Source organism: Virgibacillus sp. GM2-2 (assembly GCF_055329585.1).
Map to the genome: position 1 here is coordinate 40,278 of NZ_JBUZWC010000021.1, position 15,705 is coordinate 55,982.

15 protein-coding genes and 2 tRNA genes are annotated in these 15,705 nt (G+C 35.7%); 9 read left to right on the plus strand and 8 right to left on the minus strand.

All coding sequences use genetic code 11. The features are described 5' to 3' along the window. The first annotated feature begins 73 nt into the window (after positions 1 to 73). Positions 74 to 1,348, plus strand: a complete 1,275-nt coding sequence (serS, locus tag ACY9Z2_RS17595) for a serine--tRNA ligase (protein WP_463610976.1) — start codon at positions 74 to 76, stop codon at positions 1,346 to 1,348. A 72-nt stretch (positions 1,349 to 1,420) separates the two neighbouring features. Here serS and ACY9Z2_RS17600 read toward each other — a convergent pair whose 3' ends face one another. Genes ACY9Z2_RS17600 through ACY9Z2_RS17610 form a run of 3 tightly spaced genes read right to left on the minus strand, consistent with a single transcriptional unit; the run spans position 1,421 to position 4,080 of the window. Further along, a complete protein-coding gene (locus ACY9Z2_RS17600; RefSeq protein ID WP_463610977.1) occupies positions 1,421 to 1,735 on the minus strand; it encodes a hypothetical protein in 315 nt (104 codons plus the stop codon). 13 nt (positions 1,736 to 1,748) lie between these two features. Further along, entirely contained in the window at positions 1,749 to 2,876 is a 1,128-nt protein-coding gene (locus ACY9Z2_RS17605; RefSeq protein WP_463610978.1) for a hypothetical protein, read from the minus strand. Then, positions 2,863 to 4,080, minus strand: coding sequence for a DUF58 domain-containing protein (locus ACY9Z2_RS17610; RefSeq protein WP_463610979.1), 1,218 nt, complete (start codon positions 4,078 to 4,080; stop codon positions 2,863 to 2,865). The genes ACY9Z2_RS17605 and ACY9Z2_RS17610 overlap by 14 nt, the downstream gene beginning before the upstream one ends. Before the next feature lie 257 nt (positions 4,081 to 4,337). Here ACY9Z2_RS17610 and ACY9Z2_RS17615 point away from each other — a divergent pair. Together ACY9Z2_RS17615 and proC are read left to right on the plus strand one after the other, a co-directional pair. Then, positions 4,338 to 4,430: transfer RNA gene (locus tag ACY9Z2_RS17615), tRNA-Ser, on the plus strand. Positions 4,431 to 4,808: 378 nt separating this feature from the next. Continuing rightward, positions 4,809 to 5,636 carry a pyrroline-5-carboxylate reductase gene (gene proC / locus ACY9Z2_RS17620; protein ID WP_463610980.1) on the plus strand — a complete coding sequence of 276 codons (828 nt, stop codon included), beginning with the start codon at positions 4,809 to 4,811 and terminating at the stop codon, positions 5,634 to 5,636. A gap of 65 nt (positions 5,637 to 5,701) precedes the next feature. Here proC and ACY9Z2_RS17625 read toward each other — a convergent pair whose 3' ends face one another. From ACY9Z2_RS17625 to ACY9Z2_RS17635, 3 genes are all read right to left on the minus strand, one after another. Continuing rightward, on the minus strand, positions 5,702 to 5,890 hold the full coding sequence (locus ACY9Z2_RS17625; protein WP_463610981.1) for a hypothetical protein: 189 nt from the start codon (positions 5,888 to 5,890) through the stop codon (positions 5,702 to 5,704). Positions 5,891 to 6,022: 132 nt separating this feature from the next. Further along, positions 6,023 to 6,706: a deoxynucleoside kinase gene (locus tag ACY9Z2_RS17630; RefSeq protein ID WP_463610982.1), complete on the minus strand. Its 684-nt coding sequence runs from the start codon at positions 6,704 to 6,706 to the stop codon at positions 6,023 to 6,025. 13 nt (positions 6,707 to 6,719) lie between these two features. Then, complete coding sequence (locus tag ACY9Z2_RS17635) at positions 6,720 to 7,367, minus strand: deoxynucleoside kinase (RefSeq protein WP_463610983.1); 648 nt, start codon at positions 7,365 to 7,367, stop codon at positions 6,720 to 6,722. 129 nt (positions 7,368 to 7,496) lie between these two features. On the opposite strand from ACY9Z2_RS17635, the gene ACY9Z2_RS17640 reads away from it, so the two are divergent. Further along, positions 7,497 to 7,569, plus strand: a tRNA-Arg gene (locus tag ACY9Z2_RS17640). Between the two features lie 183 nt (positions 7,570 to 7,752). Here ACY9Z2_RS17640 and ACY9Z2_RS17645 read toward each other — a convergent pair. Beyond that, on the minus strand, positions 7,753 to 8,592 hold the full coding sequence (locus ACY9Z2_RS17645; RefSeq protein WP_463610984.1) for a DUF3800 domain-containing protein: 840 nt from the start codon (positions 8,590 to 8,592) through the stop codon (positions 7,753 to 7,755). 263 nt (positions 8,593 to 8,855) lie between these two features. Between ACY9Z2_RS17645 and acsA the strand changes: the two genes are divergently transcribed. From acsA to ACY9Z2_RS17670, 5 genes are all read left to right on the plus strand, one after another. Beyond that, positions 8,856 to 10,571 (plus strand): acetate--CoA ligase, encoded by a 1,716-nt coding sequence (acsA, locus tag ACY9Z2_RS17650; protein WP_463610985.1) that lies wholly within the window; start codon positions 8,856 to 8,858, stop codon positions 10,569 to 10,571. Positions 10,572 to 11,131: 560 nt separating this feature from the next. Further along, complete coding sequence (locus ACY9Z2_RS17655; RefSeq protein WP_463610986.1) at positions 11,132 to 11,632, plus strand: zinc metalloprotease; 501 nt, start codon at positions 11,132 to 11,134, stop codon at positions 11,630 to 11,632. Positions 11,633 to 11,646: 14 nt separating this feature from the next. Beyond that, complete coding sequence (locus tag ACY9Z2_RS17660) at positions 11,647 to 12,288, plus strand: hypothetical protein (RefSeq protein WP_463610987.1); 642 nt, start codon at positions 11,647 to 11,649, stop codon at positions 12,286 to 12,288. Positions 12,289 to 12,456: 168 nt separating this feature from the next. Beyond that, positions 12,457 to 12,870: a DUF4362 domain-containing protein gene (locus ACY9Z2_RS17665; RefSeq protein ID WP_463610988.1), complete on the plus strand. Its 414-nt coding sequence runs from the start codon at positions 12,457 to 12,459 to the stop codon at positions 12,868 to 12,870. A gap of 607 nt (positions 12,871 to 13,477) precedes the next feature. Next, positions 13,478 to 13,993: a type 1 glutamine amidotransferase domain-containing protein gene (locus ACY9Z2_RS17670; protein WP_463610989.1), complete on the plus strand. Its 516-nt coding sequence runs from the start codon at positions 13,478 to 13,480 to the stop codon at positions 13,991 to 13,993. A gap of 121 nt (positions 13,994 to 14,114) precedes the next feature. On the opposite strand, the gene ACY9Z2_RS17675 is transcribed toward ACY9Z2_RS17670, so the two are convergent. Continuing rightward, positions 14,115 to 15,404: a glycoside hydrolase family 18 protein gene (locus ACY9Z2_RS17675; RefSeq protein ID WP_463610990.1), complete on the minus strand. Its 1,290-nt coding sequence runs from the start codon at positions 15,402 to 15,404 to the stop codon at positions 14,115 to 14,117. Positions 15,405 to 15,705 lie beyond the last annotated feature (301 nt).

The following is a 15,705-nucleotide window of genomic DNA, read 5'->3' on the forward strand; positions in this document are numbered from 1 at the left end:
TGGAATGTCTATTGCTTATGACGGCAGCTTCTAGGAACCGTAGCTAGACAAAATAAAAAAGGAGGAACTAAACATGTTAGACATGAAGTATCTACGCAATAATTTTCCAGAAGTAAAAGAAAAACTAGCCCACCGTGGTGAAGATTTATCTGAATTAGATAAGTTTGGTGAGCTTGACATACGTCGTCGTGAATTAATTGCAGAAACAGAAAAATTAAAAGCAAAACGAAACGAGGCAACGAAGCAAATTTCTGTGCTGAAAAAGGAGAAAAAAGATGCAGAGCCTGCAATTAAAGAAATGCGTGAGGTTGGCGATCAAATTAAGGAATTGGATACAGAACTAAAGGATATCGAAAAAAAACTAGAAATGATGTTGTTGTCTATTCCAAACATTCCACATGAAAGTGTACCAGTTGGAGAAGACGAGGATGACAATGTGTTGGCACGTGAATGGGGTGACGTCCCTAAGTTCGAATTTGAAGCACAACCGCACTGGGATGTCGCAACGAATTTGGATATCTTGGATTTTGAAAGTGCAGGAAAGGTAACAGGAAGCAGATTTGTTTTTTATAAAGGGTTAGGGGCTCGTTTAGAACGTGCGCTACTAAACTTTATGATGGACTTACACGCAGATGAGCATGGATATACGGAAATGCTTCCGCCATATATGGTAAATCGCACAAGCATGACAGGTACAGGTCAGCTTCCAAAATTTGAGGAAGACGCATTTAAGCTTGAAGGCTGGGACTATTTTATGGTACCAACTGCTGAGGTTCCCGTAACGAACTACCATCGTGATGATATTTTACGAAATGATGATTTACCGAAAAAATATGTGGCATTTAGTGCATCTTTCCGTTCTGAAGCGGGATCTGCTGGACGCGATACACGCGGCTTGATTCGTCAGCATCAATTTAATAAGGTAGAGCTTGTTCACTTTACGAAGCCTGAAGATTCTTATGAAACACTTGAAACATTAACAGAACATGCGGAAAAAGTTTTACAGCTATTAAAATTACCGTACCGTGTGATGAGCATGTGTACAGCTGACTTAGGCTTCACTGCTGCTAAAAAATACGATATTGAAGTATGGATTCCTAGCCAAGATACGTATCGTGAAATCTCTTCTTGCTCTAACTTTGAGGATTTCCAAGCAAGACGCGCCGGCATTCGCTTCCGTCGCGAAGAAAAAGGAAAGCCAGAATTTGTTCATACGTTAAACGGATCTGGACTTGCTATTGGTCGTACCGTTGCAGCTATTTTGGAAAACTATCAGCAAGAGGATGGCTCTGTGGTTGTACCAGAAGTGTTACGACCTTATATGGGTGGGAAAGATGTAATTAGGTAAATAAAAAAATTCCTCCTTTCATTGATTGGAGGAATTTAAATTTATTAATAAAATGTTTTTTATCCACCATAGTTATACAAAACTTACTACGGTTGAGAGTACGAAAACACAAAATGCCGAAAGTGTAAATGAATTAACCAAACTCATCTTATAGGGACCCTCATTTTTGGTTGGTTCATCCTTAATAGAAATTGCTCCAATAAAACGTATCCCCTTTTGCTTTACATCCATTCCATTGATAACGAAAGTAAAAAGGACGGAAATTATTAACATGATTATTCCGAATGGAAAAAATACATCCTGTAACTGGACGTTTTGCTCGATTGAAAACAAATAAATGAATAACAGCTGCAAAGCAATCAATACAATCAATTTAACCAGTAACAACTTACCCCATCCTTTATAGTTCCATCTTTTTCTTTATATCAGCCAATTCATCCTCAAACTGTAAGGCTTCTTCTTCAGTCAATTCACCATCACCATATCTAACCTTTTGATACAAATCCAAATAAGAAGCTTCTATACCATACCGATCAAACCAGTTTTCAATTGTCTCGGATGTTTCTCTACCTTTTTCTTTTCGCTTAGCCAGTTGTTCGAATTGATACACTTTGCGTCTAATTCGATTATTGGGCTTTTTTGAATTTCCTTTTCTAAATAATGAATTGTTTTTTCCTTTTTCAGTTGGTTCTGTTTCTTTTATTCGAGTGGAAGAGAAGATTTTCGATATGCTCCCCTTACCTTGTGAAATAGCCTTTTTACGTACTAAAAATATAATAACTACTATAAAAATTAGAATAATGATTAACTGGCCAATTCCTAAAACAAACTCGGGCACATCGGTTTCAGGGTAGCTAGTTTTAGGAGGTATAGGATTTTGTTCTCCAATTTTTGGACTAAATTGTGGTTTTGCGACAGTCAGCATCGATACAATTTTATTCCAAATGGTAGCAAGGGAAAGATTGCTAATTTGAAAGAAAGAAAATAAAAGAACACTACCTACCAAAGTCAAACCAATAAACCAAGATGGATAACGTAACGATGGGTAAATATTCATATCTCTTCCAACAAAAATATGGCTTAATTGGTAACCGACAACCATGAAAACTAAAAAGGTGATCGCCATCCAAATCAGATTTGGATCATAAAAAAAGATAACATCTATTGCAAATAAAAATAGCATCCCCCCGATTAACTGTAATTGTCTCTCTCTAGCTACTTCATTTTCCTGAATGATGAACCTCCATACAAAAAACATACCAATTATGAGGCTAATAAATACAGAAAGTCCAATTACATAGTTTGTGAACAGTACCAAGATAGCAAGGTCCACCACATAAATAATATAATTTTTAATTAATCGGATACTGAGAACAAAGAGTACAATGGAAAAAATAATTATAATTAAATAGTTCCAAAAAGGTTTTGAGTAAAGGAATGAAGAATGAATTGGGACTAACAAAAAATAAAAGACAAGACATTCTCCAACGAACTGATAATATTTTGTAATCGTATTATTTGGCTTCATACACATATAACCTTTCTGATAGATAGGCACCATTTTCATTATCGATTACCTGAAATACACGGTTGCCTTGTTTATTCCACTTATTTGTATAAGAGATGCTTTGATGATCAAGTGCTCCGATCACAATTATCATATCCGAAGCTTCAATTGATCGATCGATGCGATGCATAACATTTACAATTGAAATAGCATTATTATCATCACCAATTCGTGCAAGTAATTCCAACATCTTTTTCAAATGATTATTGCCATCCCCTTCATCAAGAAAAAATGGAACATTACCGATCCGTGATGCATTAATACACAACTTCATCGGATATCCTTTTTTGGTAATTATTTGGCATATATATGCTGCTTGTGATAATAATTCCTCAAATTTATCGCTTCGATATATATTTCCTACTGGGCTAATTTCCGCAATATTAACGATAACTGTCCAACAAATATTTTGGTTACGCTCATAAATTTTTGTTTGTAATGTTTGGTTTTTAGCTGACGCCTTCCAATGAATGCGATGGAAAGGATCCGAGTGAACATAATCCCTTGTACCTACGGGGCTTAGCTGATCTTCAAATGGTGAAAATAATGTTACCTGGTTTCCAAAATTATTGTATGGAAATTCCTCTATACCAGCTACTGGTATAGGTTTTGGGTAAATTAGAACTTCCGTTTGATACTTTTCAAGGAGTTCCATATCCACTTGATCAAAATTCAATAAATGAGGAAATACAAGTTGAACATTTTCAACAAGCGATACTCCACGTTTCCTTGCTTGTATCGGAATTGGCATATGGGTTTCACTTTTTCCATGTAAGACAAAAGGGATCTGGTAATGATTCAGCAGTCCCCGTGTCTTTTCTATAAAATCCTCACTGTATACCTTTTGGTTGGTTGAAAATGTGATCTTCGCATTTAGAAAAGGGAGAAAGGAATGATTGGATAGTCGAAGATCTAGTTCCCCTTGGTCCCCTTCAAACATTCGAATGGTTCGCTTCCTATTCTCTAGTATTAGTCTTCGGCCGATTCGCTTATCATAGATTCGAATGAGTAACACGTAAACACCAACCAATCCAATAACCAAGAAAATTAATGTCTGGTTGACTATTAAACTAATAATGGTTAAAGCACCAAGAAGTAGTAGGATAAAATCATACTTTTGTCTCGTATTTTTTATGGAGTTTCTATTCCAATTTGTTTGTTTCATTGGTAAGCTGACTCCTTTTTTATTTGTGTAAAAAATTCTCATTTATATTATAATGTTACCATTTACTTACAGAAAATAGAATGACATTTTTTGAATTATTTAATAATATTATGAAACCTTTGTTTATTTGAGGTAGAACATCTTATTATTTGGGTTATAAGTTATGTTGTTATTAATTTGTTTTCTTAAAATAAAAAATTCTTCCGTTCCAATTGACAAGCCTTTTTTCCCATGATATATTATTACTTGTCGATTACGGAGGTATACCCAAGTCTGGCTGAAGGGATCGGTCTTGAAAACCGACAGGCGGGTCAAACCGCGCGGGGGTTCGAATCCCTCTACCTCCTCCATTTATTAACACAAGCGCATAATTTTGGAGATACGGAAAACCGCTGCATATTGTAGCGGTTTTTGTTATTTTTTTCTCTTGACAGCATACAATCTAACAAGTATAGTAATTGAAATTACATAGGTAAAAGACAATGAACAGGCCAGTAGATGATGAACTAAGCGTAAGAGATCGGAATTCACCGGCTGCAAGATTCCGTCGCTATAGCATGATCGAACCTACCTGGTAGTTGTTAGGATTAAAATCTAACCGCAGACTTACTGCGTTATCAATAAAAGAGTGGGCAGTTAAGCCAATGAAGGTGGTACCGCGGATAGAACCCCAATCCGTCCTTTTATCGAGGACAGATTGGGGTTTTTTCTATTTTAAGGGAGGCGAGATGATGGTAAAGAAAATAACGTTCATTGGTGCGGGTTCGATGGCTGAGGCTATTATTGCAGGGATTATACATGATAGTTATCTTGATGCAAGACAAATTTTTGTTACGAATAAGAATAATAAAGAACGATTAAAACGATTAAAGGATCGCTATGATGTGCATTGTAAGACGGATCGAAATGAGGCAGTAAAAGATGCCGATATAATCGTACTATCGATGAAACCGTATGACTTACCTTCTGCAATTGAAGCATTTAAAGATTATATTCAACCAAACCAAGTGGTTGTTTCGGTTTTAGCTGGTAGTTCCATTGCGTCTATTTCTTCTCTTCTAAATAAGCATGTACCAATCATTCGTGCAATGCCAAACACCTCCGCAACGATTGGTTATTCAGCAACTGCAATAGCTAGGGGCCATAGGATTACAGACAAACAGTTAACGGAGGTCATTTCTCTTTTTAATACAATTGGCACCACAACCGTTGTAGATGAAGAACATATGCATACCGTAACAGGACTTTCAGGAAGTGGACCTGCATATATTTATTATCTAGCGGAGGCAATGGAGGAAGCGGCTGTTGAATCAGGGTTAGACCCGGAGACTGCAAACCAATTAATCATGCAAACAATTATTGGAGCAGGAGAAATGCTGAAGCAATCAGGCGAGCCTGCTGATGTTTTACGTAAAAAAATCACGAGTCCAAATGGAACGACGCAGGCAGGGCTTGAGACACTTGAAATTCATCATTTTCAGGATGCTATTAGAGCGTGTATAGCTAGTGCCCGGGACCGTTCAAAGGCATTAGGGAACCAAAAAAGAGACAATTAATCTTTGTAGGGAATTGTCTCCCTCATAGTTGTTGCAAACCATGGAAATGATTTTAGACTCTCTCTTTATAAACGAATTTTACTTTGTTCCCTGTCTTTCTTATGAAAATAATAAACACTTCCTTCAAAAGCAAAGAATGCGATAAAAGTACTTGCAACGTAAGGATGTGAAGAGTCAATTGCCAAAAATAATAGCAAAGATAACAAGCAGAAAATACCCGCTACACATAAATGAGCTTTTACATGTTTTATCATAGTAAACAATGCTCCTTTTTTGGTAACTATATTTTTTTACTTTAACATAAGCATGTTATTTTTAAATGACACAAAATCATAGTAGAACAGAAAATGAGGTAATTCAACCAATAGTGAATTACCTCATTGTTATTACCGTATAAGTTCTCTCGTTTTCCATTTTCGTGACTGCTGGATGAAGTGTCCCACTTTTTCTAAAATCGGTTCAATCGATTCTTCTTTTTTCATTAAATCATAGTCCGAAATCTTAATGCGTAAAATCGGGCAAGAATTAAAGTTATTAATCCAGTTTTCATAACGCGTGTGCATTTCTTCCCAATAGCTTAGTGGTGTGTTCTTCTCCATTTCACGGCCACGTATTTTAATCCGATCTAATACCTCATCCAATGTTCCTTCTAAGTAAATGAGTAGGTCCGGATGTGGAAAATATGGTGTCATGACCATTGCCTCAAAAAGGTTTGTATATGTCTCGTAATCAATTTTTGACATGGTACCATTCTCATAATGCATCTTAGCGAAGATTCCTGTATCTTCATAAATCGAACGATCCTGTACGAAACCTCCACCATATTCAAAAATTTTTTTCTGTTCCTTGAAACGTTCAGCTAAAAAATAAATTTGTAAATGAAAGCTCCATCGTTCAAAATCAGCATAAAAGTTCTCTAAATATGGGTTTGTATCTACCTTTTCAAAAGAAGTTTTAAATTGTAGTGCATTTGCTAATGCATTGGTCATGGTGGACTTTCCCACACCAACTGTACCTGCGATGGTTATAATGCTATCGTTTGGTATTTGGTATTTCTCCCGTAAGTTCATCGTATTTTCCCCTTCATTGTTTCACTGTTTCCTTATGATTGTTCAAGTGATCCTCTACTCGCTTTATAATCAGATCGAGATCATCCTGTCGTTTTACAAAATCCAATTCGTCTCCATTGATTCGAATAACGGGAATTTCTGGATGTAACGCTTCGAATTGATTCATGTAATCCTCGTAATCACGAGATAACTGAGCAAGATAGGAAGCTTTAATATTTTTCTCCACTTCACGACCACGTTGTTTGATTCGTGCAAGTACTGTATCAAGGCTAGCGTGTAAGTAGATCATCATGTTTGGAACTGGCATATCTTTGGTCAAAATATGATAAATTTGTTCATACTTATCAAATTTGTCCTGCTGCAACGTGCGTTTTGCAAAAATCATGTTTTTCGATATATGATAATCAGCTACTACCGCTTTTTGCTGACGTAAATATTTTTTTTCAATATCTTCTAATTGTTTAAATCGATTGCACAAGAAAAACATTTCCGTTTGAAAACTCCACTCATCGATATCATCGTAAAATTTTCCAAGAAACGGGTTTTCTTCGACAATTTCTTTTAATAAATGATAATCAAAATGGGCAGATAGCTTCTTTGCAAGTGATGTTTTCCCGATACCAATTGGTCCCTCGATGGCTATGAACGGAACCTCTGCCATATGTATTCCCCCATTCATGTCAGATGTATTTAATTTTAGCATAACATCCGGGTCAAAACCATATAACTTAGGAGAAGTCTTTTCATCGGTTCGACAATTTTGTATAATAGACAATGGTCTTTAAAATTTGCCCCCGTAGCTCAGGGGATAGAGCATCGGTTTCCTAAACCGTGTGTCGCAGGTTCGAATCCTGCCGGGGGCGTAAAAACGATTTCCATTTTTAATTATCATTGTTCACAAAAATTGAAATTTATGTTATGTTTATTTGTTGACAATTTTATTAAATATAATTATAATATTTGTGAATTAGAGAATAATTAATAATGAGCTTGTCTTTTTCGAAGGCTTACGTGCCACGTGAGCTACTAAGTAGGAAAAGGGGGGCTCATTTATTTTTGGATCGATAACTGGAATTTACCTTGAACGATTTAGGTCTGAATCTCCAGTGTCTATATGAATGGTTCCAACTATTGGCTATATCACCATCTAAGCCTGTAGTAATGCCAATGTTAAAATGTGGGTTAATTTGATTAATGTTATTGTAAATATTTTTATATAGTGCTTCTTTAGCTACTGTTCTTTTTCCTCTTTTAAATTTTCCTTCTGGTATTCTTTTGTGTTTATCATTTAGTCTGAATTCCATTGCTCCTAGTACTATGTCTAAGCATTGTAAGATTACATGATCATGTGACTTTGCTTCAGCAATATCATCTTTTTTATGGATGATTATTTTATTCTTTCGAAAGTCTTTATCGTATTGCAATTTAAAGATATGATCAATAAAAGCTTGGTTTTTTTCTTTTTTGTCTGGCAACTGGTCGAAGAACGGATGTAAGGAAATAGGTTCATCGTAGTTATTTGAATGTATAAGACCGAATCCGTGTTTAAAGAATTGGTAATAAAGAAGGAAATATTCGTTATCTAACTGCTCTTTTGTAAGATTTATAGGTAAAAAATGGTTGTGGGTAAACATTATCCTTATTTTTATTTTATCCTTTTGAATGAATCTGAAGAATTCATTAACTAACTCTATATATTTTTCTAGGTATACATCTGTAACCTTTTGCCACTTTACTTCACCTTTGAAGTTTAATTCTTCTTTTTTGTAATTCAATGCATTTTTAACTTCATGGAAATCTATAGACCTAACTAGTGCACCACCATAAAAATTACTAAAAAATTCACCGTTTTTAACGGATTCATCATAGTACATGATATATTGCATACTATTCTCCTTAATGAAGTATTTATTGATAATTATATAGACAGATTTTTCTAACTTCAATTATAATCCAAATTTTGTATTTTTTGAATGAATACGAGAGTATGGCAGAAATAAAATAGTACTAGGTTGGAATAGTAACAATGTAAATTACTTTAAAAACAAAACAGGTTGTTCTAAAATAGAAATTAGTTACCTAAATTGTTTAATAATTTTTAATTGCATGTTTGTAATCGGTTACAAAATAATAATGATGAGGTGATTTGATGGAAACGCAACGAATTCCTGCACGAGAAGGGAACCACAATCTGGAAAACTATGAAAATGCCCGCCAAGGATTTTCGTGGGATGAATTGAAAAAGAACTTTAGCTGGAATGAAACAGGTAAAGTAAATATTGCGTATGAGGCAATTGATCGTCATGCGGAGGATCCGAATAAAAAGGATAAAGTTGCCTTACTGTATTCATCACCAGACCGGGAAGAACAAGTAACATTTGATGAGATTCGCAAAGGTAGTAATCAGTTTGCGAACGTATTGAAAAAATATGATGTAAACAAAGGGGATCGCGTATTTTTATTCTTACCGCGTTCACCTGAATTCTATTTAACGTTTTTCGGTATTTTAAAAGTTGGGGCTATTGCTGGTCCACTATTTGAAGCGTTTATGGAGCAAGCGGTTCGTGACCGTCTACAGGATAGTGAGGCGAAGATGCTTATTACAACGCCTGAATTGTTGGAGCGTGTACCACAGGAAGATTTGCCTGATCTTGAGAAAATTGTGCTTGTAGGCGATTCAAATGAATCCTCTGATAAATACATTCATTATGATCAGGAAATGAAGGATGCGTCTGAAGACTTCGATATCGAATGGGTCGATTTAGAAGATGGTATGGTGATTCATTATACTTCTGGTTCAACCGGTAAACCAAAAGGTGTTTATCATGTCCATAATGCAATGATTCAGCATTATGCAACGGCTAAATGGGTGGCCGATTTAAAAGAAGATGACATTTATTGGTGTACCGCAGACCCAGGTTGGGTAACTGGAACGAGCTACGGAATTTTTGCTCCTTGGTTACTAGGTGTGGCGAATGTAATCCGGGGTGGACGCTTTAGTCCAGATGACTGGTACGGAACCATAGATAAATATAATGTAACTGTTTGGTATACAGCACCAACTGCATTGCGAAAATTAGTAAGTGCTGGTGAGGAAAAAGTGAAGAATCATGACTTTTCATCTCTTCGCCATATCATGAGTGTAGGCGAGCCGTTAAATCCAGAGGTCATTACTTGGGGCTTGAAAGCATTTGATAAGCGTATCCATGATACTTGGTGGATGACGGAAACAGGTGCAATGTTGATCGTTAATATTCCTTCTATGGAAATGCGTCCTGGCTCAATGGGGAAACCAATACCGGGAATTGAAGCGGCGATCGTTGATAATGACGGAAATGAACTTCCGCCAAATCAAATGGGCAACCTAGCTATTAAAAAGGGATGGCCATCCATGATGCGGAAGATTTGGAAGCGCCCAGAAAAGTTTGAAAGCTATTTTATTAATGGCTGGTATGTTTCTGGTGACAGTGCTTATATGGATGAAGATGGCTACTTTTGGTTCCAAGGCCGTTTAGATGATGTTATTAATACTTCTGGTGAACGTGTTGGTCCATTTGAAGTGGAGAGTAAACTAATCGAACATCCAGTTGTTGCAGAAGCGGGTGTAATTGGTAAACCGGATCCTGAACGCGGTGAAATTATTAAAGCGTTTATAACGTTAAATGAAGGCTATGAAAAATCAGATGAATTACTAGAAGAAATTCGTCAGTTTATTAAGACTGGATTAAGTGCACATGCTGCGCCACGGGAAATCGAAGTAAAAGATTCGATTCCGAAAACGCGTAGTGGTAAAATCATGCGTCGACTGTTGAAATCGTGGGAGCTTGGTTTGCCTACAGGGGATACTTCGACTTTGGAAGAATAATATATTTCAAAAAGGGATGCCGATTTGGCATCCTTTTTTGATCAATCATTACATTTAATTTTTAAATATGTTTAATATAAACTTTACAGGAACTACTAAAATTTTTGGGGAAATTCTTTAAAAAATCAAATTCATTAAAAAGGAGAGATTACTTTGAAGAAGATAACATCTATTATAGCCTTTGTTCTAATGTGGATTGATTGACGTAGATTATAGAAGTACATAAGACTTAAATACGGTAAACGGATTTATAGTAAAGTTAGAAAAGGAATTGGAAAAGATATGTAAAACCAATTATGGCGTTATTTGGAAGAACCTATTTTAAAAAGTTAAGTCAGCTTATGGACACTTACTATATAATTTACTTAAACATAGTATCCTAAACTAGAGTACTCTTATGTACTCGAAGTTTAGGTTTTTTTAATTTAAGTTATTTAACTATTAAATATTTTATAATTTTTGAAGGACTTTTTAAGCATCTGTCGAAATATTCTTTATAAGCCAATGCAACCATAATCTAAGATTTCCTGGCTTACAAATAATTTTTGGGAGGTATATTTGTGAAACTAAAGAAAATAGTCTTACCAGTACTCATTTTCACTTTATTTGCTGTACCCCTACACTCTTCTGCATATGTTCTGAATAGTAAGTCACTATCACACCGTTTAGATGCTAACTACTGGATTGATCCTAATTTTGACAGCATGGAAACATCCGTTGAATACGGAATATTAGCGTGGAACAGCTTATCAGACATTCAATTTACTGATAGAGTACCACTACCAGGGGCTGATATACAGGTTGAATACGCTGGCTATTATAGCGGGGATACTTATGCAGTTAGTAAAGGGAATGGGCGTATAACTGTTTATAATTTATGGAGTGACTTAAGTACCTATACCAAAAGAAAAGAAACTATAGTACACGAAGTAGGTCATGAAGCAGGTTTAGCTCACACACAAAGTTGGAATGATGATACGTCTGTAATGCGCCAGTACGGATTTAATAATAAACCCTACCCTTTAGCTGATGATATGGCGGGCATTAGAGCCAAATACTAAGAAGGAGGTATTGAATGAAAATGAAAAAATATCTTGTTACCACATCGTTATTCCTTATGGTTTGTCTTTTAGTTATATTCACTTTTGGCGATTTATTCACTGATAGTAAAACAGCTATGAATGATGATGACATATCTTTCGATTCTTCCAACGATGAAAATTTAGTTGTATTTGAAGGAAAAACAGATGGTTTTAATTCACTGGAACAGTTAGAAAGTGAAACACCAATTATCGTGCGTGGCATAAAAGTCGGGGAAGAAAAAACAGTTGTTCATAGATCAAAAATAGATGGAGTAGTAAATGGTGGTTATACAATAAGTAACTTTAAGATAGAAAAGGTTTTTAAAAATGGAAATGATGATAATATTACCACCAATACTATTATACCAATATCTGAGACTGAGTTTTATGATAAGAAAACAAAAAAAACATACACTATAAATGGCTATCAAAAGATGGAAAATGATAAAGAATACTTATTATTCTTAACTAACAAACGGGAAGGAACTTATACTCCGAGAGGTGTTACATTTGGAAAGGTTCCTTTAAACACTAACAATCTAGAAATATTGAAAAAAACAAGCGTGGTTAATGACGATCATAGAACACTTTTGAATACCATATTTGAAGAAGCACGCGAAAAATACGGAAAATAATTAAACTTCTCTACATGTTTCAAAAAGACCACACCAGTTGGTCTTTTTGTTTTTTAATATGTTATCAAAATAGTATGTTAGTATAAAAACAGATGTAGAACTATTATTTTTATGACCTTTTTACCATACTCTATTCTAAATAATAATTAACTAAGGGAGTGGAATTAAATGAACAAAAATTTACTATTTATTATTTTAACAATTACTTTAACACTATTCTTAGTTTCCTGTCAGCAGGTAAAAGACAGCGACATTGTAATCGACCAAGGTGGAGAAATAAGTAACATTGATAAACTTAAAAATTTCATCCAAAATATTGAAAATGACGAAAAGGACAAAATACGAATTGTACGACATACTACTGAAGGAGATCCAATTTATCATACTTTAACGTATACTGGTGAAAACGTGAAGTATATTTATGATAATTCACAAGACGAATATGCAGGATCTAATAAAGGGGAAAAAAGTACAACATGTGATAAATTGAAAAGTAAAAGTTTGGAAGGTGGAACGAAATACTTTTTAAGTGGTTGTTCTTCAAACTTTGGAAATTATTTTAGTTTCCGATTACCAAGCTGACAAATTGAGGAAGGGAACGGCAATTAGTATTTCATGACCTTTTATCGTAGGACTTCTCATACCTGTAGGTGCGTTAAGGAATCAGTCAACTAGCCTTTCTACATTTTATTGTATAAAGGCTTTTTAAAGGGTTTAAATTCTGTTCATTTAAATATGCCTGTACTCAAGATCAAAATAAAGTTGTTTTAACCCTATTAACCTAAAGCTATCGTTAGCACAACATGGGATTTAATATACTTAAAATTGACCTCTATTACATAACATTTCCCATTTAACAATACATTGCATTTTCTTTTCTGATCTAATGTGTAAAATACATGCATTTAAAGTAAAAACATTGATTTTAATAGATTTTTAGTAATTTAATTTTGATAAAATGTCAGGTATATAAATGAGGATGCCTATAACGTATATAATAAAATTGTTGTAAAGTCATATAGCGATTCTGGTAAAAATAACTTAATAGATATAGAGAGGGCTTATTATTCTAATCCAAAGTATTAATTTACACATAGAATAATTGACTAAAAGCTCTAGATACATGTTTTATTTTCCAATCAACGGGAAGACTCATCTATGAATCAACTTCAAAAGGAGCGGATTAGTGATGAGTAAAACAATAGCATGTGTCATAACAGATAAATTTGAAGATATTGAGTATACAGACCCAGCGAAAGCATTTAAGGAAGCTGGTCATAAAGTAGTAACGATTGAAAAGGAAAAAGGTAAGGCTGTAACAGGAAAAAATGGAGAAGCATCAGTTACGATTGATGAGTCAATTGACGATGTGAACCCGGACAACTACGATGCGTTGTTCATCCCTGGTGGATTTTCACCGGATCAATTACGTGCGGATGATAGATTTGTAGCTTTTGCGAAGCATTTTATGGATGTGAAAAAACCTGTTTTCGCTATTTGCCATGGTCCACAGCTGTTAATTACCGCTAAAACACTAGAAGGCAGAAAGGCAACTGGTTTTAAATCCATTCAAGTAGATATGGATTATGCTGGCGCGGATGTACAGGATGAAGAGGTCGTTGTATGTAACAATCAGTTAGTAACAAGTCGTCAGCCTGATGATATTCCAGCATTTAATCGAGAATCATTAAATTTATTGAAATAACAAAGGTAGCCACGTGAACCATTTTGATTTGGTTCACGTGGCTATTTTAAATCGTCGGTTAAAGTCGAAACCTCAGAAACCCCCACTTCAAATTTTGTTAGAAATGAAGTGGTGGGAGTATTCATTCTCTTTTCACAATCGTAAAATTAGCTTGCAAGAGTAGCCAGTTTTGTGGAAATGCTAGACCAAGCTTCCAATAGCTAATCCCACGTAAATTTAATTCCTTTATCATATTAAACTTTGCTTGAATAGACCGTGCATCCTCAAACCATACTTCATGCTGGTTTCCCTGTGCATCGTAATAAAAGAAAAACGGTGCTTGTTCTTCTTGATCGTATTGTATGGCAACATTTTCAGTTCGAGCTAGTGCAATTGCTTGCTGTGGACTTAATGCGTCAGCTATTTCCCCACCTTCTTGATAAGGGAGTGTCCAATCATAGCCATATAAATTTTGACCGAGTAATATTTTTTCGGAAGGCATCACGGATAAAGCATAATTTACAACTTCTCGGACTTCATTAATCGGTGACACCGCTCTAGCTGGTCCGCCGCTATAACCCCATTCATACGTCATCAACACAACAAAGTCAGCTATTTCACCGTGTGCTGCATAGTCATGTGCTTCGTACCAAGCCCCTTGCTGTTCTGCACTTGTTTTTGGTGCAAGTGCGGTGGACATAAGTAGTCCAGCTTGTGATATGCGTTCCTTGGCTTTTCGTAAAAAGGTATTATATGCTTCGCGATCTTCAGGTGGTAAAAACTCAAAATCAAAGTGTACATCTGTAAATCCAACTGATGTTGCTATATTAACAATCGTATCCAATAGCTTGTTCTGTACAGCTTGAACCGTAAGAATTATATGACCCAGTTCTGCACTAAACGCTCCCTCTTCCAAATTTGTTACGACGAGCATAAGCGTCGCATCATTGTTTTCCGCAATTGTTTTAAAGTCATTAAGCGGTGGTGCATCAAGGCTTCCATCTCGATTTACTTTATAACTGAACGGAGCAAGGTACGTAAGAAAAGGTGATACTTTTCTGGCAGCTGCCTCCAATGTTTGAGATACAGTATCTCCGAACGGCTCAATATAGGCATTTGCAACAATTTCTGGTTCTGGTTGTGGTGGAATATATAAACGGAGTCCGACAGGTAGCATATTGTTAACAGGAATATTATTAATACGTGCTAATTCTTGGTATGGTAAACCAAAACGTTGGGCAATCGAATATAATGTATCACCGCGTTGGACAAGATAAAATTGTCCAACAATTGGAATGACTAGTGCTTGCCCAACCACAAGAGCTCCAGGTGAATCTAGTTCGTTAGCGTCAATGATCGCATCAATTGACGTATTATATGTATTTGCTATGTTAAAGAGCGTATCCCCTTGCCTCACAACATGAATCTGCATAAGTAAACCCTCCTCTAACGATGTCTATTACTATGGTATGAAGAGGATTTACGATATATGATTAAGAAAAGAAAAGCGGAGGGGGCTGTTTAGAAGCGGACGCATAAGCAAGGAACCGAAAACGTCTGGTTTTTGGCGTTGAAGTGTTCATTGCTTATGACGACAGCTTCTAGGAGCCGCAGCTAGACAAAGAAAAGCGGAGGCGACTGTTTAGAAGCGGACGCATAAGCAAGGAACCGAAAACGCCTGGTTTTTGGCGTTGAAGTGTTCATTGCTTATGACGACAGCTTCTAGGAGCCGC

Excerpts from the sequence above, each read along its gene's own strand:
- serS (WP_463610976.1), top strand. The coding sequence starts at position 74 with ATGTTAGACATGAAGTATCTACGCAATAATTTTCCAGAAGTAAAAGAA.
- ACY9Z2_RS17605 (WP_463610978.1), bottom strand. The coding sequence starts at position 2,876 with ATGAAGCCAAATAATACGATTACAAAATATTATCAGTTCGTTGGAGAA.
- ACY9Z2_RS17610 (WP_463610979.1), bottom strand. The coding sequence starts at position 4,080 with ATGAAACAAACAAATTGGAATAGAAACTCCATAAAAAATACGAGACAA.
- proC (WP_463610980.1), top strand. The coding sequence starts at position 4,809 with ATGATGGTAAAGAAAATAACGTTCATTGGTGCGGGTTCGATGGCTGAG.
- ACY9Z2_RS17625 (WP_463610981.1), bottom strand. The coding sequence starts at position 5,890 with ATGATAAAACATGTAAAAGCTCATTTATGTGTAGCGGGTATTTTCTGC.
- ACY9Z2_RS17630 (WP_463610982.1), bottom strand. The coding sequence starts at position 6,706 with ATGAACTTACGGGAGAAATACCAAATACCAAACGATAGCATTATAACC.
- ACY9Z2_RS17635 (WP_463610983.1), bottom strand. The coding sequence starts at position 7,367 with ATGGCAGAGGTTCCGTTCATAGCCATCGAGGGACCAATTGGTATCGGG.
- ACY9Z2_RS17645 (WP_463610984.1), bottom strand. The coding sequence starts at position 8,592 with ATGCAATATATCATGTACTATGATGAATCCGTTAAAAACGGTGAATTT.
- acsA (WP_463610985.1), top strand. The coding sequence starts at position 8,856 with ATGGAAACGCAACGAATTCCTGCACGAGAAGGGAACCACAATCTGGAA.
- ACY9Z2_RS17660 (WP_463610987.1), top strand. The coding sequence starts at position 11,647 with ATGAAAATGAAAAAATATCTTGTTACCACATCGTTATTCCTTATGGTT.
- ACY9Z2_RS17665 (WP_463610988.1), top strand. The coding sequence starts at position 12,457 with ATGAACAAAAATTTACTATTTATTATTTTAACAATTACTTTAACACTA.
- ACY9Z2_RS17670 (WP_463610989.1), top strand. The coding sequence starts at position 13,478 with ATGAGTAAAACAATAGCATGTGTCATAACAGATAAATTTGAAGATATT.
- ACY9Z2_RS17675 (WP_463610990.1), bottom strand. The coding sequence starts at position 15,404 with ATGCAGATTCATGTTGTGAGGCAAGGGGATACGCTCTTTAACATAGCA.